The sequence below is a fragment of the Enterococcus sp. AZ079 genome, from assembly GCF_050547255.1.
Classification (GTDB): Bacteria; Bacillota; Bacilli; order Lactobacillales; family Enterococcaceae; genus Enterococcus_D; species Enterococcus_D casseliflavus.
In genome coordinates, this window is sequence record NZ_CP172955.1 from 3,223,265 (window position 1) to 3,241,440 (window position 18,176).

The 18,176-nt window shown below is 46.8% G+C and carries 20 protein-coding genes; all 20 read right to left on the reverse strand.

Features of this window, described 5'->3' with window-relative positions; translation table 11 throughout:
• Nucleotide 1: 1 nt before the first annotated feature.
• Nucleotides 2-1,525: a flagellar hook-associated protein FlgK gene (flgK, locus tag IGJ15_RS15325; protein WP_005232751.1), complete on the reverse strand. Its 1,524-nt coding sequence runs from the start codon at nt 1,523-1,525 to the stop codon at nt 2-4.
• Nucleotides 1,526-1,536: 11 nt separating this feature from the next.
• Nucleotides 1,537-1,893 (reverse strand): hypothetical protein, encoded by a 357-nt coding sequence (locus IGJ15_RS15330; RefSeq protein WP_005232752.1) that lies wholly within the window; start codon nt 1,891-1,893, stop codon nt 1,537-1,539.
• Complete coding sequence (gene flgM / locus IGJ15_RS15335) at nt 1,894-2,169, reverse strand: flagellar biosynthesis anti-sigma factor FlgM (protein WP_005232754.1); 276 nt, start codon at nt 2,167-2,169, stop codon at nt 1,894-1,896. It lies immediately after the preceding gene.
• A 95-nt stretch (nt 2,170-2,264) separates the two neighbouring features.
• Nucleotides 2,265-3,323, reverse strand: coding sequence for a flagellar motor switch phosphatase FliY (gene fliY / locus IGJ15_RS15340; RefSeq protein ID WP_005226637.1), 1,059 nt, complete (start codon nt 3,321-3,323; stop codon nt 2,265-2,267).
• Nucleotides 3,320-4,330 (reverse strand): flagellar motor switch protein FliM, encoded by a 1,011-nt coding sequence (fliM, locus tag IGJ15_RS15345; RefSeq protein ID WP_005232756.1) that lies wholly within the window; start codon nt 4,328-4,330, stop codon nt 3,320-3,322. The genes fliY and fliM overlap by 4 nt, the downstream gene beginning before the upstream one ends.
• 17 nt (nt 4,331-4,347) lie before the next feature.
• Nucleotides 4,348-4,737 (reverse strand): chemotaxis protein CheW, encoded by a 390-nt coding sequence (locus tag IGJ15_RS15350; RefSeq protein WP_005232757.1) that lies wholly within the window; start codon nt 4,735-4,737, stop codon nt 4,348-4,350.
• Between the two features lie 19 nt (nt 4,738-4,756).
• Entirely contained in the window at nt 4,757-5,119 is a 363-nt protein-coding gene (locus IGJ15_RS15355) for a response regulator (protein ID WP_003129084.1), read from the reverse strand.
• Between the two features lie 14 nt (nt 5,120-5,133).
• Nucleotides 5,134-5,721, reverse strand: a complete 588-nt coding sequence (locus tag IGJ15_RS15360) for a chemotaxis protein CheC (protein WP_005226634.1) — start codon at nt 5,719-5,721, stop codon at nt 5,134-5,136.
• Nucleotides 5,718-7,769 carry a chemotaxis protein CheA gene (locus IGJ15_RS15365; protein WP_010748546.1) on the reverse strand — a complete coding sequence of 684 codons (2,052 nt, stop codon included), beginning with the start codon at nt 7,767-7,769 and terminating at the stop codon, nt 5,718-5,720. The genes IGJ15_RS15360 and IGJ15_RS15365 overlap by 4 nt, the downstream gene beginning before the upstream one ends.
• A gap of 21 nt (nt 7,770-7,790) precedes the next feature.
• Nucleotides 7,791-8,564 (reverse strand): CheR family methyltransferase, encoded by a 774-nt coding sequence (locus IGJ15_RS15370; protein ID WP_010748545.1) that lies wholly within the window; start codon nt 8,562-8,564, stop codon nt 7,791-7,793.
• A gap of 5 nt (nt 8,565-8,569) precedes the next feature.
• Nucleotides 8,570-9,580 (reverse strand): protein-glutamate methylesterase/protein-glutamine glutaminase, encoded by a 1,011-nt coding sequence (locus IGJ15_RS15375; protein WP_010748544.1) that lies wholly within the window; start codon nt 9,578-9,580, stop codon nt 8,570-8,572.
• Between the two features lie 15 nt (nt 9,581-9,595).
• Complete coding sequence (locus tag IGJ15_RS15380; RefSeq protein WP_005226629.1) at nt 9,596-10,105, reverse strand: chemotaxis protein CheD; 510 nt, start codon at nt 10,103-10,105, stop codon at nt 9,596-9,598.
• Nucleotides 10,077-10,580, reverse strand: coding sequence for a chemotaxis protein CheW (locus IGJ15_RS15385; RefSeq protein WP_010748543.1), 504 nt, complete (start codon nt 10,578-10,580; stop codon nt 10,077-10,079). The genes IGJ15_RS15380 and IGJ15_RS15385 overlap by 29 nt, the downstream gene beginning before the upstream one ends.
• A gap of 18 nt (nt 10,581-10,598) precedes the next feature.
• Nucleotides 10,599-11,894, reverse strand: a complete 1,296-nt coding sequence (locus IGJ15_RS15390; protein WP_005226627.1) for a methyl-accepting chemotaxis protein — start codon at nt 11,892-11,894, stop codon at nt 10,599-10,601.
• A gap of 154 nt (nt 11,895-12,048) precedes the next feature.
• Nucleotides 12,049-12,759, reverse strand: a complete 711-nt coding sequence (locus IGJ15_RS15395) for a cell division ATP-binding protein FtsE (RefSeq protein WP_005226626.1) — start codon at nt 12,757-12,759, stop codon at nt 12,049-12,051.
• A 12-nt stretch (nt 12,760-12,771) separates the two neighbouring features.
• Nucleotides 12,772-13,554: a flagellar hook-basal body protein gene (locus tag IGJ15_RS15400; protein ID WP_010748542.1), complete on the reverse strand. Its 783-nt coding sequence runs from the start codon at nt 13,552-13,554 to the stop codon at nt 12,772-12,774.
• A gap of 10 nt (nt 13,555-13,564) precedes the next feature.
• Nucleotides 13,565-14,266, reverse strand: a complete 702-nt coding sequence (locus tag IGJ15_RS15405; RefSeq protein WP_010748541.1) for a flagellar hook-basal body protein — start codon at nt 14,264-14,266, stop codon at nt 13,565-13,567.
• A complete protein-coding gene (locus IGJ15_RS15410; protein ID WP_010748540.1) occupies nt 14,263-14,970 on the reverse strand; it encodes a sigma-70 family RNA polymerase sigma factor in 708 nt (235 codons plus the stop codon). The genes IGJ15_RS15405 and IGJ15_RS15410 overlap by 4 nt, the downstream gene beginning before the upstream one ends.
• Nucleotides 14,971-15,000: 30 nt before the next feature.
• The gene (gene flhA / locus IGJ15_RS15415; protein WP_005232779.1) at nt 15,001-17,076 is read right to left on the reverse strand and encodes a flagellar biosynthesis protein FlhA; all 2,076 of its coding nucleotides are present in this window, start codon (nt 17,074-17,076) and stop codon (nt 15,001-15,003) included.
• Between the two features lie 19 nt (nt 17,077-17,095).
• Entirely contained in the window at nt 17,096-18,163 is a 1,068-nt protein-coding gene (locus IGJ15_RS15420) for an EscU/YscU/HrcU family type III secretion system export apparatus switch protein (protein ID WP_430599208.1), read from the reverse strand.
• Nucleotides 18,164-18,176 lie beyond the last annotated feature (13 nt).

Consider the following 18,176-nt stretch of genomic DNA (forward strand, 5'->3'; position numbering starts at 1 on the left):
TCTACACTCCTGTTCGATTGATCAATGTGTCTAACATTTCAGAAACGACCGATAATATGCGGGCATTGGCCTGAAATCCTTGTTGGAAACGAATCACATCTGACATTTCTTCATTTAATGAAACCCCAGACACCGATTGATTTTTGTATTCTAGTTGATTCAGCAGCGACAATTGGGCACTGACTGTATTGTCGGCTTGCTGTTTTGAGATCCCGTTTTTGGTGACGATGCTGTTAAAGTAGCTGCTGACACTCATGCCAGATGCTGCATTGGCAAACGTCAATGTCTCAGAATCAAAAGAAGCGATCGTCTTTTCTGACAACGGGAAGTCCAATTTGGCACTGCTGAGTTTCGCCATTGCAGCAGCTCTTGAACCATCTCCTGCTGCATTGCTCGTTCCGCCGGTCACCAGACTTGGGTTATCTAACAGTGCTTGGCTGACCCGAATCGTCGTCGCTGTACCAGTATCATCTTGGCCGATCTCAAATAGTCCGCTAGTAGGAGAAGCGCCGCCAGTAAAGACCATGTTCATGGCTTGCGCGATCGTCGACGTAAAGTTGTTCAATTCCGTCAAGCGGCTGCCGATCTCCCCAGATGATGCTTGCAGGCCACCGATCGCGCCTTCTTTGATTGGCAATTCTGTATAGGCGGTTTCGCCATTGTCGGTGGTTTTCGTCAACAAGACGGTTCCAGCTGGATAAGACCCTGTAATGGTTTCGGCAGGATTCAAGGCGTTGCCGTCTTTGGAAACCAAGGCGCCTGTGTCGCTTTGTCCCACCACCACACTAAGGGTATTGCGTTCCTCCGCACTTAAGATCGTCTGTCCGCTCATGGATACAAACCCACGGCCATACTGATCGGTCTTGGTTTCGATCCCTGCTAGACCCGAGAGATCTTTCAACAGACTGTCTCGACGATCCAAAAGATCATTCGGTGTCTCACCACTCGTCGTCAACCCATAGATCTGTTCATTCAAGGATTGCAGCTGTTTGACCTTCTCATTGAAGTCCAGCGCGGATTTTTCGATGGTATCCAGCGTGTCGCTTTGCAGCTGCGTCATTTGTTTGCCCATTTGGTTGATGGTATCGGCAAACGTACTGCTGTTTTCCAGCACAAGGGTCTTAGACGTATCCAGTTCAGGATTGTTGGCTAATGCGGTCCAAGAATCAAACATCGTTGCCAGCTGTTTGGACAGTCCATTGTCAGAAGGCTCATTCATTAAACTTTCCAGCTGTCCTAATATGTCTGCTTTTTGTTCATAATATGTATAGGTAGAATTGGCATTGCGTACTTGTCCAATGACAAAATCATCGACGATCCGTTCGACACTGCCGACTTTCACACCCATACCGATGCTGCCAACACCCGCTAGATGGTAAGACGCTTCGGCTTGCAAGTTGACTCGTTGTCTTGAGTAGCCATCTGTATTGGTATTTGCAATGTTGTGGCTGCTGGTTTGCAACGCTGCTTGATTGGCGGTCATGCCCCGGGTTGCGGTGCCTAATGAACCAAATAGTCCTGTCATAGAAGTACTCCTTACATTTTTTGATCGATGATCGCTGTTGAGACAGCTTGTTTTTCTTGGTATTTCGAATACGTATTTGCCGGTGTCTTGATATTTTCTTTGACTGCATCCATCAAAACAGTTTGGAAACTAATGGCTTGCTCCGTCAGCAGGAGATTTTCGGCTTGCTGCACTTGGATCTGGCGGATGAGTTCTTTGATCGTCACTGAAAGAGTTCCTTCATACGTGGAAAAAACGGGTACGAAGGCGGTTTTTTTCTCGACGAGTTCTGGTAATTTTTCTGCTTGATTTTTGATCAAGCAGGTCTTTTCTTTTTGCAGCAACCGCAAGAACTGCTGAAGCTGACGCTCAAATTCCCGTTCTGTCATCTAGTCGACCTGCTTTTCATCTTGTTGCAGCATTTTATCTGCGATCGTTTCGGCAGATACTTGGTAGGTGCCTTCTTTGATCGCTCGTTTCAATTCTGCCACTCGCTCACTACGACTGGCTGTTTGATTGGCACTCTTTTGAATGGCTTGAGCTGTTTCGGATAATTGAACATCGACGGTTTTTTCTGTCTGAGCAGCAGTTGGCTTTTCTTGTTTGACCGCTTCACGTTTGATGGCCTTGTCGCTGTATTCTGCGTAACCTCTTTCGATTTTCATAGGTTCTCCTCCGTTCTCATTCTTCTACCCTCTACTATCGGTCAAATCACAAAAAAGTTAAACCCATATGTTTAACTTTTTGCGATTTCTTCAAATTAATGCAAATTGTGGATGCGTTGTTTTTGCGAAAGAATGTTGGTGATCCGCACACCAAAGTTTTCATTGATGACCACGACTTCCCCAGTGGCGATCAGTTTGCCGTTCAACAAAATCTCTAGCGGTTCATCCGTCAGTTTTTCCAGCTCGATGACGGACCCCGTATTGAAAGATAAAATGTCTTTAATGGTTTTTTTGCTGCGGCCTAACACGACACTTAGATCCAATGGCACATCAAGAATCAAGTCCAAATTATCCCCATCGCTCACTCCGCTGGAGGCCAATGTTTGAAACGCAGGTTTGCTGACTTCCACGGGCTTTGATGCAGCCGCTGGTTCTGGCGTAGGTGCAGCAACGGGTGCCGTTGGCTGCGGTGTTGGTGTTTCCCGAGTAACGACAGTCGCTTCGTCTGAGAGCATCGCACTGGCGATATCGTTGACCACAGGATCCGTAAAGATTTGCATGATTTTGCTTTCGATCAGACCTTCGACGCGCAAAGAAAATGAGATACAGTAAATCTCTTCCTCTGCCTCGATCCCGCTATACTCAATGTTTTCTGGTGTCTCCCATAGTTTGACGATCGGCGGCAAGATATCCACTTTGCGGCTGATCATCGTCGCCATCGAAGTCGAGGCAGTCCCAATCATTTGGTTCATAGCTTCTGCCACAGCACTTAGCTCTAATTCCGTAAATTGAGTGTTGCTGGTTTCACCAGTTCCACCCATCATCAAATCGGCGATCACGATGGCATCTTTGACTTCTAATAGCATCAAATTACTGCCTAAAAGGCCTTCTTTAAATTCAACTGTCGTCGCTACTTTTGGTGCAACGAGGTCGTTTAAGATCTCACCAAATTTGATTTTAGACACCCGGGGAGTCGTGATGCTGACCCGACGATCAAGAATGGAAGACAACGTCGTCGCCGCTTGCGACATGGAGATATTGCCAACTTCGCCGATAATGTCGACTTTGACTTGCTCTTCTAATCCTTGCGGCTGGGCTGGGGCACTTTGATTCAACAATGCATCGATTTCTGCTTGGGATAAACGTTCACTCATAGTTCTTGCTCCTCTTCTAACTTGTCTAATAATTCAATGGCTAAACGGTCCTCTTGCTTCCCAGGTTTTGCTCGGAAGTAAGGTTTTCCATCGATGAAAGTCTCCAATGGTTCAGTAATTTTTTTGTCTAGTTTGATGACATCGCCTTCTTCTAAGTGGAGAAACTCAGAAAGACTCATTTGAGCATGGCCCAGCAGAACTTCTAAATTCAAACCGACACCATTCAAACTTTTTTGCAACTCGCGGCTATCGTCTTGGTTGACTGGCTGATTGCTATCAAACCAATTGCGGAAACTTAATTTATCAATGATCCCTTCAAAGAAGACATAGGGGATACATAGATTGATAAAATGTTTCACTTCAAAAATTTTGATAGTAAAGGTCACTAACACGACGGGTTCGTTGGGCGACATGTTTTGCATCAATTGCGGATTCGTATCGATTCCATCCAAAACCGAATCCAAGGCAACGATGTCCTTCCAAACATTTTGGTAGACCCGGACAAATTGTGCCACCACTTCTTCCAAGATTGCTGTTTCAATATCAGTAAAACTTTTTTTCTCGCTAAAATCCATTTCGATCGGCTTGTTTTGATAGACATCCAAGCCGCCGCACAACAACTCCACCAACATCATACACAGTTGTGGGTTCATCTCGATCATTTGAATCCCGCTCAAAGGCTGCGAATGAAAGAGCCCCAACAAAGTAAATTTTGGTATCGAATGGATAAATTCGTCATAACTGACTTGTTCGATAGCTGCCAACTGCAAAGAAACATTGGTCCGCAGTTGGGTAGAAAGCATGCTACTGCTCATCTTCGAGAAATCCTCGAAGATCATGTGCAGGGTATTGACGTATTCTTTCGACAGCTTTGTTGGTCGGCGAAAATCGTAGGCTTTCACTTTGGCTTGTTTGTCTTCTATCTCAATAATTTCTTGATCGATCTCTCCGCTGCTCATCGCATTCAACAATAAATCAATCTCTTGCTGCGTCAATACCTGATCCACACTAATCCCCCATTTTTTTAAAAAATCATGTGATCGATTTGAATCACACTGGCTACTTTTTCACCGATCGTCACGACCCCAACGGCATGTTCTGTCTCTTGATTGCCCAGTTGGATATCGTCTTCGGTGATATCAAGAACTTCAATTACTTCTTCTACGAGGACCCCTTTAGTCTCCTCTTGCTTCTTCATGATCAATATGTTTTTTTCGTAGGCTGGTTCCATGATGGGAATCAATTTTGCCAAACGAATCACCGTTACGACAGACCCCCGCAGATTGATCAACCCTTCCACCCACTCTGGTGCTAAGGGCACCTTCGTAAAAGAAGGGGCATCAATGACCTCGTCCACCGAGTCCGCCGAGATCAAATAGTACTGCTGAGCCATTTTGAAAAGAATCATCTGCATGTCGCTATCCTCCTAGGCATTAGGCAAAGGCTTTGTCGATGGCAGTGATTACGCGGTCCGTGTCAAAGGGCTTCACGATAAAGTCCACCGCACCGGCGCGAATCGCATCCATCACCATTCCTTGTTGTCCCATGGCACTGCACATTACGACTTTGGCCTGCGCATCAAACGTGCGGATCATTTTTAATGCCTCTAAGCCATCCACTTCTGGCATCGTGATATCCATGGTCACTAAGTCTGGTGTCGTTGCTTGGTATTTTTCAAAAGCCTCTTGGCCATTTTGGGCTTCCCCCACGACTTCATAGCCGTTTTTTTCTAAAATATCCTTTAATTTCATGCGCATAAATACCGCATCATCCACGATCAATACTTTTTTTGACATTGTATTTGCCCCTTTCAAATTCCTAATGAATCAAATATGTTTTCTAGTACACCGATTTCTGGAATCAAAAATAACGATGCCTCTAATGTTTCTTTGGCGTAGACGAACTCATTACGGATCACCATCACCTGCTCATCATACTGGGCCATCGCCAAATAGATGGAGCTGATCGCTGCGCCAAAGAAATCATAGCTGGCGCTTGGTAAAGATGCACTCAGCTGGGTTTCCAACAGTTGCCCGATCGCGATCAAAAAAGAATTGGTAAGGATGTTGGTCAACTCGTTGATGACCGATTGCTTCAATTCTTCAGACGGATCGCTTTCTTGGATCATCAACTGACGCAATTTTGCGGCGGATTCATCCGTTAAGACAAACAAGAAGATCCCTCGAAATGCCCCTTCGATCTGGCTCATCACCACATGAACTTCTTTGTCTTCCGCCATGATCTGCTGATACAGGTCCTCATAAGCTAGAATCTCGACTTCCGGTACCCGCATATCGATCGGTTGTTGGACGAGCTTTGATAAACTAGTCGCAGCGTGACCACCGCCGATATTGATCAGTTCTTTTAGGCCATCGATCTGCAGCGCTGTATAGCTCATAAGCGGTCATCCTTTTTTTCCTGACAGATGGCATGAATGTCTAGGATCAGTGCGATCGAGCCGTTGCCCATAATCGTTGCTCCTTGATAGCGATTCAGCTTTTGCAGCAGCGGATCGATTTTCTTGATGACGATTTCTTGCTGGCCGATCAGCTCATCTGCCAAAATGCCGTGAAATTGCTGGTCATTGTTGACGATGATGGCGAATTTTTTCTCAGATGGATCGCCTTCGATCGCTAAGAGTTGATCGGTCCGAACCAAGGGAATCAACTCCTCTTGAAAACGATAGACCTCATCTGAGACCGTCTGGATGATCTCTTCTTCTTTGACCATCACCACGCGTTCGACGAGATTTAATGGGATCGCAAAGGTTTCTGCTCCGACGCGAACCATCAACGCTTGAATGATCGATAGAGTCAATGGCAATTTGATCACAAACTGCGTGCCTTTATTCGGCTGGCTCTTCATTTCGATCGTGCCCCCTAGTTGGGTGATCTTGGATTGCACGGCATCCATCCCGACACCGCGCCCAGAAATGTTAGTCACTTCTTGCGCCGTTGAAAAACCAGGATGGAAAATCAGCTGCTGCAACGCTTCATCGGAAAGACCTTCCGTTGCTAAGCCTTTCTTTTCAGCACTTGCTTTGATTACTTGCGGATCAAGGCCTTTGCCATCATCCTCTAAAGTAATGATCACGCGATTGCCTTCTTGATAGGCCGCCAAGCGAATCGTGCCCTTGCGCGGTTTGCCCAGTTTTTCCCGAACATCGGGTGCTTCGATGCCGTGATCGACAGAATTACGTAACAGATGGACCAGAGGTTCGCTCAACTCAGAAACCACTGTTTTATCCAATTCCGTTTCTTCCCCAAAAATGACAAGTTCCATTTCCTTTTGCAGTTCATTGGATAAGTCCCGAACCATTCGTGGAAAGCGACTAAAGACGACATTGACTTGCTGCATGCGGATCCGCAAGACCAAATCTTGCAGCTCAGAGGTCAATCGCGAAACTTGCTCTAAGGGGTCTTTGACTGCTTCGATGTTTTCCCGCTCACTGACATCTTCCAATTGATTGCGATAGACCACCAATTCGGACACGAGATCCAAGAATGAATCTAAGCGATTCAAGTCGACTCGGATCGATTGATTTTGGGCGGACGCATGATGCGCGGGCGCCGGCGATTTTTCTTTCGTTTCTGTTGTCGCTTGCTGAAGAGCAGAAGTCTCTGACTCTGGGGTCGGCACTGGTTGAAGCAGCTCTTCTGCCTCCTCCAACACAGCAGCTGAAGGATCAAACGGTGCCACCACGAAGGCTTCGATCTCACTATTGCTGGCGATGTTTTGCTCGACATCAGCCAGTGTTTGCTGCGTCAAATACAGCAGTGAAAAATCTGATTCAAAGGTGCCTTCTTCGAGTGTTTGGGCATCTGGTTCTGTATAAAGAACATCCCCTGCTTGGCCAAGCTTTTCCATGATCAAGAAGGCACGAGCACCTTTTAACATGGATTGGGCATCTAAGCGAACAGCAATTTGGACCGCTTGATAGCCATCTCCAGCCGCTTGCTCGATCACATACAGATCAGAAGGATCGATCTGTTGAAGCTGTGGGGTTAACGCGCCCACTGCGGTGGGGTTTTGGCTTGCTTCTGTCTCGGTTGATATACCGCCAGAATGTTCCGTTTGGTCAAGTTCGGCCAATAAATCGGCAATTTGAGCTGGCTGCAGGTCTCGTTCTTCCCGCAAGTCCTCCACAAGTTCTGACAGGCGATCCAGACATTTGAAAATCAATGAGATCGATTGCTGGGTCACTTGCAAGGTCCCAGTTTTAAATAACTCAAAAATATTTTCCATTTTATGGGTCAGCTGCGTCATGACGTCATAGCCCATCGTTGCCGCCATCCCTTTAAGGGTATGGGCAGAACGGAAAATATCATTCAGCAAGGCGCTATCTTTTGGATCATTTTCCAATTGCAAGACATGATCATTCAACTGTGCTAAATGATCGTCTGTTTCTTCAAAGAAAAGGGTACGATAGACACTATTGTCATCCAAATGGGTCCCTCCTTTACAAAATTATACTTTTTGATAGATAAACGAATCGATTTTCTTGAGGCCGAATTGTTCCGCAAAATTGATCGTTTCTGTCGCTCCCGTAAACAAAATGCCCCCTGGGACCAATGCATCGCTGAATTTTTGATAGACGGCATCCCGAGCATCACTTTTGAAATAAATCGTCACATTGCGGCAAACGATCACATCAAAAGGCCCATTGTACGGGTCTTTCAAAAGATCGTGTTGCTTAAAATGAACCCGCCGTTTGATTTCTGGTTTGATCTGAAACTGGTTCTTTTCTTTTGCATCAAAAAAACGGGTACGTTCTGCCGCTGAGACATTCCGCAATTCGTGGTCTCGATAGAGTCCTTGCTTGGCTTTTGCCAAAATTTGCGTATCGATATCGGTAGCCAAAACATTGGCTGTGGCAATTTGGTTTTTTTCTAGCAGCATCGCGATCGTATAGGGTTCTGCCCCAATCGAACATGCGGCACTCCAAATTTTGGGCAGCGTGGTTTTCGGGAGAACAATGGTTTTCAAGACGCGTTCAAAGGCGTCAAACAGTTCTTTGTTGCGATAAAATTCCGTTACGTTAATGGTGATATGGGCTAAAAAAGCCGCCCGCACCCCGTCATCGCCTTCGATCAATTGCTGGTATTCCCTCAACGTTTTTGCCCCGCTGTTTTCCATGATCGTAAGGATGCGGCGCTGCATTTGATTTTCTTTGTATGCGGCTAAGGGAATCCCTAATCGGCGATCCACCCACGCATTAAATAAGGCAAATTCTTCTTCCATCTTCTTCACCTGACCATCTGTGCAATTTTTGCTTCAATGCCCTGCAATGGCAGGACTTCATCCACGACTCCTTGTTCAATGGCATACCGCGGCATCCCAAAGACTGTACACGTTTCTTTGTCTTGAACGATCGTATAGCCCCCAGCCGCTTGGATCTGTCGTAAGCCAGCGGTGCCGTCTTTTCCCATCCCCGTCAAAACCACTGCCGCTAGTTGCGGGCCATAGTAGTCAGCTGCTGAGGAAAAAAGATAATCGACGGTTGGCCGCGTCCCATGCCGTTTTTCTCGCTGGTCCAGCTGCAGGTGCCCTTGTTGGACGGTCATGTGGTAATCCCCTGGACAAAGATACACTTGATTTTCGATCCGCATGCCGTCGACTGCTTCTTGTACTCGAACGGTTGTCTCTGTGTCTAAGCGTTTTGCAAAGGAAGCCGTGAAGCCCGCTGGCATATGCTGAACGATCAAAATCGGGCAACGCAAACGCGCAGGCAGACGGCGAATAATTCCCAGCAAAGCACGGGGGCCGCCTGTTGAAGCACCAATGACTAGCGCATCAAGTGATACCGGCAAGCTGTTTTGTGTCAGCTTAGTGGGCTTGGCAATCGTTGGTACTGGCGGGTGAACCGTACCGACTTCATGATCCATCGCCAAAATCTTTTGATGAAATTCAGCGATCCATTCTTTTTCGATCATCGATAGACTGACGGGTTTTTCCACAAAATCTCGGGCGCCAAGCGCCAAAGCCTCAATCGTGGTTTCTTGATTGGTTAATGAACTAAGCATGATGACGGGAATGGCTGATTGCTGTTTCATCCTCCGCAAGGTCTCTAATCCGTTCATCACTGGCATCTCCACATCCATTACTACCAAATCGATCGCTTCTTTGGTCAGATAGTCCAATGCTTGTTTGCCATTGCGGGCAGCGACGGTCACCTCGATATCAGGCAGCTGATTCAATAAATCTGTCACTACTTTCCGCATGAATGCCGAATCATCGACGATCATTACTTTTTTCATGTCCCTGTACTCCTTTTACAAATAAACGATTTCTTGTTTGACTTGCCGAACCATGGTCTTGAAATCCTGAAGATCTACGATCATCGTTCGACCAGCGCTGCCGCCAACATGTTTGGCTACGATCGGAATGTTTAGCCGAGCCAAGACTTCCTCGACGGCTTCAATATTGCGCTGGCCAATATTGCTGGCAGCGTTAAGCGTCTGGAACTGAAACATATTGGCGCCGCCAACGATTTTCGCTTGAAAGCGAGGCCGACGGATCTTTTGTTCCAGCTCAGCCACCATCGCTGGCAATGCCAAATCCGCAAACTTCTCGGGCTTGATTTCCCGCTTGTGCAAAAAAGGCTGACTATCTGGCAGCATAATATGACTCAAGCCGCCGATATGACTGGCTTCATCGTAAATGATCGTGCCGATGCAAGAACCTAAACCCACCGTGATCAAACGCGTCGGCGCTTGGGCGATCTTATACTCCGAGATCCCCACATGCAGTTCCTCATTCACGGTCATCATTGTCATGGTCATTGGCGGCTGCCAATTCCTCTGTCTGATAGGCGTCTAACTCCGCCGTCATCTCAGCGGCTTGTTCATAGCTGAAGAGAAACGGCAGCTCCAATGCCAGCACAAGTTCATCGTCTTTTTTCAGAAAGGCTTCGATATAGTTTTGCTTGAGTCCTGATGTATTTAGTTCCGCATTGCTAGGACTTTCAACTAGCGGTAAAATGCCGACGATCTCTTCCACGTATAGGCCGATCGCCTGCTCTTGCCAGTGACACAACAAGACCACATTTTGCCCAGTTTCCGGTGTAAATTCATCAAACAGCTTTTTGCGGATGTCAATGATCGGCACCATCGCCTCTTCAAAAGGCTGGATCCCCAGCACGAAATCCGCCACTTCTGGCAGCTGTGTAAAAGAAGCAGCCTCAATGACCCGTACCACATAGTCGATACGCAAGGCAAAGAGTTGTTGATGACTTTTAAATACAACGTATTGTTCCATTGGCGTCACTGCTCCTTTTTAGAATTTGAAACTATCCACTTGGAATTTAAGGATAGTGGCGATCGTTTCGATCTCTTGCACATTCCGTTCAAAGTCTTCGATGACTAAGTAGAAGTCTTCTAAGTTTGCCGTTACTTCTTGGGTGCCGGCGGATGTTTCCGAAACAGCAGCCGAAATGTTGCTGACGGAAACTTGAACCATGTCTTTTTTCTCAACGATCCCGGTAATATGGGCTTCCACGGCTTGAATACTTGAAACCAATTTTTCGACAATATCAGAGATCTCATTGGCTGATTCGATCGCTTTGTTGATATTGTTGGTTTGTTTTTCGCCGCTTTCAAAGGAATCCGTCACTGCAGAGACCACTTTTTCCGATTTTTTGCGGATCGTTTCAATGATCGAACGAATGCTTTTCGTTGATTGACTGCTTTGTTCCGCCAAGCTGCGGACTTCTTCCGCAACGATGGCAAACCCTCGGCCCGCTTCTCCAGCTCGAGCTGCTTCGATGGATGCATTCAATGCCAGTAAGTTGGTCTGATCAGAAATGTCATTGATCAGCTGAACGATCTTACCGATGCTTTGGACATCTTCGTTCATGTCGTTCATGCTTTCTACTAATTCTGCTTGGTTTTGCCGTTCGATCTCCCAGCTTTCAAATACATGGAACATCATTTCCGAATTGTGGACATTGCTGCTTTGGGATTGACCGACATAGCCGTTCATCAATTCGATCTCTTTGTGGATCTCTTCGATACTTAAGGCTAGCTCGTCCATATCAAAGGAGGTTTGTTCCGCTTCGGAGGCTTGTGAACTAGTGGCATCTGCGATGGCATTCATCGTCTGACGCACATTTTCAATTGAATTTTTGGCATTTTTTGAGGTTGTCGTTAGGCCGCCTACCATTTTTTCCATTCGGCTGCTTTCTTCGTGCATGCCAACGATCACCGCTTTGAAGGTGTTTAAAACCCCTTGAAAACGATTTTGAACTTGCCCAAAAAGAGAAGTCTGGTCGCTGCTGCCGATCTCATCGATATGCGACAGATCGCCAGAACCGACTGCTTCTAGTTCTGTCAATAACGTATCCATGCCCGAGTGGGTCTCTTTTTTTACCAAATAGGTCATTCCTACTAACACTGCGATTTCTAGCAGCAGTACGATTACTGAAAAAATAAAAAAACTTTTTGCTGCTTGTCCGTCTCCGTGGGTGCGGATCACGAAGAAATAGCATCCTAATAATACGATCAGGGTAAATCCTAGCGGAATCAACGCCGCCAAGCGGATTTTTTTGATGATAGCTTGTACCTTCTTCTTCATAACAGTATCCTTTCCTATGCAAAATGATCAGTCGTGCTGTTTATCAAGATTCGCTCTTCACTTGATAATCGTTGGGTCACTCCTTCTTTATCCGATTATGAAAACAATCTTCTAGTTCTTTAATCGGATCTTTTGCTAGAAAAGTTAAGCATCTTCACCAGACATATGTATCTTTTGGATCAGCAAAGCGCGTATAGCCGCCTTGATATTCATCACGAACCAAGCGACCGTTTTGCAGCTCGACCACCCGATTACGGACCGTATTGACCATCGTGCTGTCGTGAGTCGCCAAGAGGATCGTGGCACCGACTTGATTGATCCGCAAGAGCAGTTTCATGACTTCAACGGCTGATTTCGCATCCAGATTGGCGGTGGGCTCATCGGCGATCAAGACTGCTGGCTCTGTGACGATCGCCCGCGCAATCGCTACTTTTTTGCGCTGTCCCACGGAAAGCTCTTCAGGATAGTGATCCTTTTGAGGAAACATGCCCACCAGTTGCAGTGCTTTGGCGGTTTTTTCCTGACGCAGCTTGCGGGGAGTGCCTAGTACTTGCAGCGCATAATCGACGTTTTTGGCAACCGTCAGATAAGGAAGCAAAAGGTCTTCTTGTCCGACGATACCGACTTGTCGTCGAACCATATAGAGATGACGGTCTTTGAGTTGTTCCAATAAGACATTGCCGACTTGGATAGAACCAGCCGAAAGCTCTTCTTCTTTCAAGAGTAATTTGAATAAGGTCGATTTGCCCGCACCGCTGGGACCCACCACATAGATAAATTCTCCTTGAGGGATCGCAACAGAAATATCGGCCAATGCCAACGTGCCATTGCTGAATTTTTTACTGACCTTGGTTAAGCGAATCATGTTCTTTCTCCTCTAATCTGTAAAACGATTGATCACGGACCACATCTCATCGGCTGTCTGCATGGCTTTCGTATTCAATCCATACGCACGCTGGGTCGTTAACAAGTCTGTCATGGAAGTCGCTAGATCCACCGTCGACTGTTCTAACTGTCCTTGCAAGACGCTGCCAAAGGCTGCTGGATTGGTTTGCGAAGTAAGCAACGCTTGATCACCAGCACGGTACAGTTGGTTGCCCACTGGCGTGATGTTTTCTGTATTCGTCGGCTGATAAAGGGTCAGCTGCCCCAACACGCGAGTCTGACCATTTTCTTCCGTCGTCAGCTGACCGCTGGCATCTATTGCGATTTGCTGCGCATCTGGCCACTGAGGGGTCGGTACGTTTGTGGTCATTGCCACAGGGTACCCTTCACTATTGACTAATTGCTTGTTCTCACTTAAATGAAAATTGCCTGCTCGACTCAGCAGCAATTGACCAGTTTGGTCCCGGACCCCGAAAAAGCCGTTGCCTTGGATCGCGAGATCTAATGGCTGAGCGGTGCCCGCCAGATTGCCTTGGGCAAAACTGGTAGTCGTAGTCGCTTTTGCCCCCATTGACGCACCATATTGGGCGGCGTTGCCATTAAATAGCGTTTCTTCTGCACCGATGGCATTTTCCATCAATGATTGAAAGTGGGTCGTTTGTGCTTGGTAGCCATTGGTATTGACGTTGGCGATGTTGTTGGCTGTCGTGTCTAAGTTTGTCTGCAAATGATTCAACCCAGAACGGCTGATTCCTAATAATCCACTGATATTCATTGACTCATCCTCAAATCTTTCCTAATTCGTTGACCGCTTTTTGCAATGTCTGATTCGTTGAACTCAAGGCTTTCTGATTGGCTTCAAATTCGCGAGAAGTCTGGATCATCGCCACCATTTCATCGGCAACCGCTACATTGGCTTGTTCTAAGGCACCTTGCTGGATCACGGGTGCATTCACCGTGGTTCCTGCTGCGTTGCTAGTCACATAGTTTTGACCAGCTGTAGTCAATGCTTCTGGGGGGAATGTTTGGATCTGAAAGTTCGCTGGTCCCAAGGCGCTGACTGCTTGTCCATTGGCACCCAAGACAAGATAGCCTTCTTGTGTCACGTATTGATTCTGCTGATTGACGGTAAAGTCGCCATTTCTCGTATACAACCGCTGCCCCGCATTATTTTGAACGACAAAGTAGCCTTCGGAAAGCAGTGCAAAATCGCTGGCTTGTCCCGTCTGTTTGACGGCGCCTTGGTCTTGACTGATGGTACTGCCTGCCAATTGGGTCCCTAAAGACAATCCACCGATATCACGGCGGGTATCCGCATTGGGCCCGCTTTGGTAATTATGCAATGCGACTTCATCTAGCGCCGACTGGAACAAAGTTTTTGCTTGATACCCTGTTGTATTGGCATTGGCAATATTGCCGCTCGTCGTCTCTTGTCGCTTTTGTAATAATGAAATGTTCCGTGATAAGACATCCAATCCTCGAATCATGCCAGTTCCTCCTCAATCAATGTGCGCAATTTGGCAATCGTTTTGCCATGAATTTGTGAAACTCGCGGAATCGAGACTTCTAAGATTTCAGCGATTTCTTTTAACGTCAGTTCTTCGGTATAGTACAAACTTAAAATCAATTGTTCCCGTTCCCCTAATTTTTTGATGCACGCCACCAAGGCGGTGCGTTTTTCTTCAGCGACCAAGGTATCTTCGACATTTTCGGCTGGATCCCGAACCATATCTTTTAAGGTCATGCCTTCTTCTTGGTAAGCAAACAAGGTATCTTCCAAAGAGACGCTGGCTAAGTAGTGCAGACTCTCATAAATATCCGCTAGTTGACTTTGGTTGATTCCCAGCTGTTTGCAGATCTCGGTGTCGGTCGCTTCTCTTTTGAGGCTTTGCTCCAACTCTTGCCGTGCTTGATAAAACTGATTGACTGCCGCCATTTTGTATCGGGAGATTTTGGCGTGCTTGCGTACATCATCAATAATTGCCCCTTTGATGCGAATCGCTGCATAGCTTTCAAAAGGAACTTTTTTTGAGGGATCGAATTTCCGCAAGGCATCCATCAGCCCAATCACCCCAATATTATAGAGATCGCCTGATTCATAATCGGCGGTTTTGATAGACAGGCGCTGAACCACCCGTTCCACTAGCGGCAGATACTTGATGATCTCCGCTTCTCGATCGACTTCATACATCGGCGATGCCCCTTCCTAAGAAAATTCTGCTTAAATGTCAATACTGCCCACCGTTTCGATCGCAATTTCATTGGGAATCTCATTTAGAGAAAGAACGGCGATATCTGGAAAATTAAAAACGATCATTTTTTTGAATGCTAACCGGATCTTAGGCGATGCCAGAATCACGAAATTGATATTTTGAGCGATCGCCGCATGTTGGATCCCACTGATGGAATCCAACAGCTTGGTCACGGTATCTGGTTTTAAGACCGGGTACGAGCCAGTTGCGGTTTTTTGGATACTTTGAGCGATGATTTCTTCTAGTTTCGGCTGGATCACCGCCACTTGCAGCTCGTGGTTCTCATTGGCATACTTGGCAGCGATCGTCCGTTTCAATGCTTGGCGGACATATTCTGTCAAAACTTCTACGTCTTTCGTGACAACGCCGTAATCGGCTAAAGTTTCTAAGATCGTTGCTAAGTCATTGATGGGAATTTGCTCATCCAATAAATTTTGTAAAACTTTTTGGACCTCGCCGAGCCGTAAAATATCGGGGATCAATTCATCGATCACGACATTGTACTGCTCTTTGATGCCCTCCAATAATTTCTTGACTTCTTGGCGACCTAACAGCTCTGGTGCATGGGCATAGATGATTTCTTTTAAGTGTGTTGCGATCACGGTCAACGGCTCGATAATCGTAAACCCTTGCAGATCCGCCATCTCCTTATCGGATTCATCAATCCACATAGCATCCAGATGAAAGGCTGGTTCTTTTGTTGCGATTCCTTGAAAAGGAAACGGCTCTTCATTCGGACTGATCACCATGACTTTATTCGGGTAAATATCGCCGCGGCCGACTTCATTGCCGCGGATCTTGATCACGTAATCATTGGCATCCAAATAGAGATTGTCGCGAATACGAACGGGACTGACTAAGATCCCTAATTCTCTGGCACTCTGTTTACGGATCGCCACGATGCGGTTCATCAAGCTGTTGTCGATCGAACTATCCACGATAGGGATCAGACCATAACCGATTTCCACTGAGATTGGTTCCACTTGGAAGGAAGCCACGGAATCGTCTTCTTCCTGTGCTTCTTTTTTGCGTTCCAGTGCCAATTTTTGTTCCCATTGTTTTTGTTCCACTCGCTGCTTTTCTTCTTTTTGCGTCACCAGAAAGCTGGCTGCGAAAAGGCCTAAACCAATCAACACAAAAGGGACAAAAGGAAACCCAGGAACTAAGGCTAAGACGAAGAGAATCGCCCCCACGATCCGAAACAGTTGGGGATTACGCATCACATCTGCCGCAATATCCAAACCAAAGGAACTATCGTTATCGGAACGAGTCACGATCACCCCAGAAGCAATCGAAATCAATAAAGAGGGAATCGAGCTGACCAAGCCATCCCCGATCGCCAGTTTCCCGAATTGGGCGAAGGCTTCCATGACGGTCATTTGTCCCCCCATGGAGAAAATGATCGCCCCGCCGACTAAATTGATGACAGTGATCAAGATCCCTGCGATCGCATCCCCTTTGACAAACTTGCTGGCACCATCCATCGAACCAAAGAAATCAGCTTCTCGCTGCAGATCTTTTCGTCGTTTGCGGGCATCCGCTTCCGTGATCAAACCGGCATTTAGGTCGGAATCGATCGCCATTTGCTTGCCGGGCATCGCATCCAATGTGAAGCGAGCAGTCACTTCTGAGACACGCCCTGCACCATTGGTCACGACGACTAGCTGAACCACCATGATGATCACGAACAAAATGATCCCCACGATGTAATTGCTGCCGGCAACGACATTGGCGAAGGCATCGATCACGTGTCCGCCATTTCCTTGGGTCAAGATCAACCGCGTGGAAGATAGGTTCAAACCTAAACGAAACATCGTTGTGATCAGCAGCAAGGTTGGAAACGTAGTGAATTCCAACACTGATTTGGTAAACAGGGTGATCAGTAAAATGTTGATCGCGATCGTCAAATTGATAATGATCAGAATATCTAATAGTGCACTCGGTAATGGAATAATAATCAAACCAATAATAGCTAGGACGATCACCGAGATTAAGATATCCGCCAGACCAATGCCTTTTTTCGGTTTTGAGGCAGCCTCATTCATTTTTGTTCCTCCTGTTTCCTTAAATCTTGCCGCGTTGGCTTTCTTCTAACTGATAGACCAAAGCGATGATTTCGGCAATGGCTTCATACATCTCAACCGGGATCAGATCCCCGGGTTCTACTTGGCGATAAAGGGCTCGTGCCACTTCACGGTTTTCGATCTGTGGAATATTTTCTTTCAGTGCTTCTGCTTTCATCCGCTGCGCCAGCTGATCTGCCCCTTTGGCCAGGACCCGCGGCACCCCTTCACTACTGGCATCGTAACGAATCGCAATGGCGAAATGGGTCGGATTGGTGATCAACACCATCGCTTCTTTGACGTTGGCGATGGCATTTTGGGTCATCGCACGGTACTTCGCTTTGCGCTGTGCTTTGACTTGCGGATCACCTTCCATTTGCTTGAACTCTTCTTTGACTTCCTGCTTGCTCATCATCAAGTTCTTACGATGGTTATAGCGTTGGTAGCCGTAGTCGACTACGGCCAAAATGATCAAGAAAATCGAGATCTGTAAAAACAATTCTTTGGCCCGCAGCAGCATGAACAGGATCGTTTTTTCCAACCCCACTTCACTCAAACCCAGTAAAACAGGGACGGCGGCTAAAAATTGTTGGTAGCACAAGTAGACGATCACGCCGAATTTCGCCAATGTTTTGCCTAAATTCATCAACGAGCGCAAACTGAATTGCTGCTTGATCCCGCTGATGGGGTTCAGCTTTTTAAAGTCTGGTTTGACGGCCTTGCCAGAAAACAACAGACCAACTTGGGCATAATTCGTGATAAGCCCGACTCCGAGCGCGACCAAAAAGACGGGCGCACACAACAAAAGCAGCAGCAAGATACTCTGCACCCCCAGTTTCGGCAGATCCGCCAAACTGGTTTGATAATCAGCCAGCTGCGCCAAACTTCGGGAAAAATAAGGCAAAAAAGAAGCTGCGAAAAACTGCCATAAAGACAGGATCAAAAACGAGAAGACCAATAGCGAAACAGCTGCTGCTAATTCCTGGGTCTTAGGGACCTCCCCGCGTTTGCGGGCATCCCGCAGCCGCTTGGCACTAGGTAGTTCGGTTTTGCCATCTTTTTCTGCCATCTTCTCACCTCCT

What these genes read in the sequence shown, in the direction of transcription:
- IGJ15_RS15390 (WP_005226627.1), bottom strand. Translation starts at nt 11,894, where the DNA reads ATGAAGAAGAAGGTACAAGCTATCATCAAAAAAATCCGCTTGGCGGCG.
- IGJ15_RS15350 (WP_005232757.1), bottom strand. Translation starts at nt 4,737, where the DNA reads ATGCAGATGATTCTTTTCAAAATGGCTCAGCAGTACTATTTGATCTCG.
- flgK (WP_005232751.1), bottom strand. Translation starts at nt 1,525, where the DNA reads ATGACAGGACTATTTGGTTCATTAGGCACCGCAACCCGGGGCATGACC.
- IGJ15_RS15330 (WP_005232752.1), bottom strand. Translation starts at nt 1,893, where the DNA reads ATGACAGAACGGGAATTTGAGCGTCAGCTTCAGCAGTTCTTGCGGTTG.
- IGJ15_RS15385 (WP_010748543.1), bottom strand. Translation starts at nt 10,580, where the DNA reads ATGGAACAATACGTTGTATTTAAAAGTCATCAACAACTCTTTGCCTTG.
- IGJ15_RS15395 (WP_005226626.1), bottom strand. Translation starts at nt 12,759, where the DNA reads ATGATTCGCTTAACCAAGGTCAGTAAAAAATTCAGCAATGGCACGTTG.
- IGJ15_RS15410 (WP_010748540.1), bottom strand. Translation starts at nt 14,970, where the DNA reads ATGTATGAAGTCGATCGAGAAGCGGAGATCATCAAGTATCTGCCGCTA.
- fliY (WP_005226637.1), bottom strand. Translation starts at nt 3,323, where the DNA reads ATGAGTGAACGTTTATCCCAAGCAGAAATCGATGCATTGTTGAATCAA.
- IGJ15_RS15400 (WP_010748542.1), bottom strand. Translation starts at nt 13,554, where the DNA reads ATGAATATCAGTGGATTATTAGGAATCAGCCGTTCTGGGTTGAATCAT.
- IGJ15_RS15405 (WP_010748541.1), bottom strand. Translation starts at nt 14,266, where the DNA reads ATGATTCGAGGATTGGATGTCTTATCACGGAACATTTCATTATTACAA.
- IGJ15_RS15355 (WP_003129084.1), bottom strand. Translation starts at nt 5,119, where the DNA reads ATGTCAAAAAAAGTATTGATCGTGGATGATGCGGTATTTATGCGCATG.
- flgM (WP_005232754.1), bottom strand. Translation starts at nt 2,169, where the DNA reads ATGAAAATCGAAAGAGGTTACGCAGAATACAGCGACAAGGCCATCAAA.
- IGJ15_RS15420 (WP_430599208.1), bottom strand. Translation starts at nt 18,163, where the DNA reads ATGGCAGAAAAAGATGGCAAAACCGAACTACCTAGTGCCAAGCGGCTG.
- IGJ15_RS15380 (WP_005226629.1), bottom strand. Translation starts at nt 10,105, where the DNA reads ATGACCATGACAATGATGACCGTGAATGAGGAACTGCATGTGGGGATC.
- IGJ15_RS15370 (WP_010748545.1), bottom strand. Translation starts at nt 8,564, where the DNA reads ATGGAAGAAGAATTTGCCTTATTTAATGCGTGGGTGGATCGCCGATTA.
- IGJ15_RS15360 (WP_005226634.1), bottom strand. Translation starts at nt 5,721, where the DNA reads ATGAGCTATACAGCGCTGCAGATCGATGGCCTAAAAGAACTGATCAAT.
- flhA (WP_005232779.1), bottom strand. Translation starts at nt 17,076, where the DNA reads ATGAATGAGGCTGCCTCAAAACCGAAAAAAGGCATTGGTCTGGCGGAT.
- IGJ15_RS15375 (WP_010748544.1), bottom strand. Translation starts at nt 9,580, where the DNA reads ATGAAAAAAGTAATGATCGTCGATGATTCGGCATTCATGCGGAAAGTA.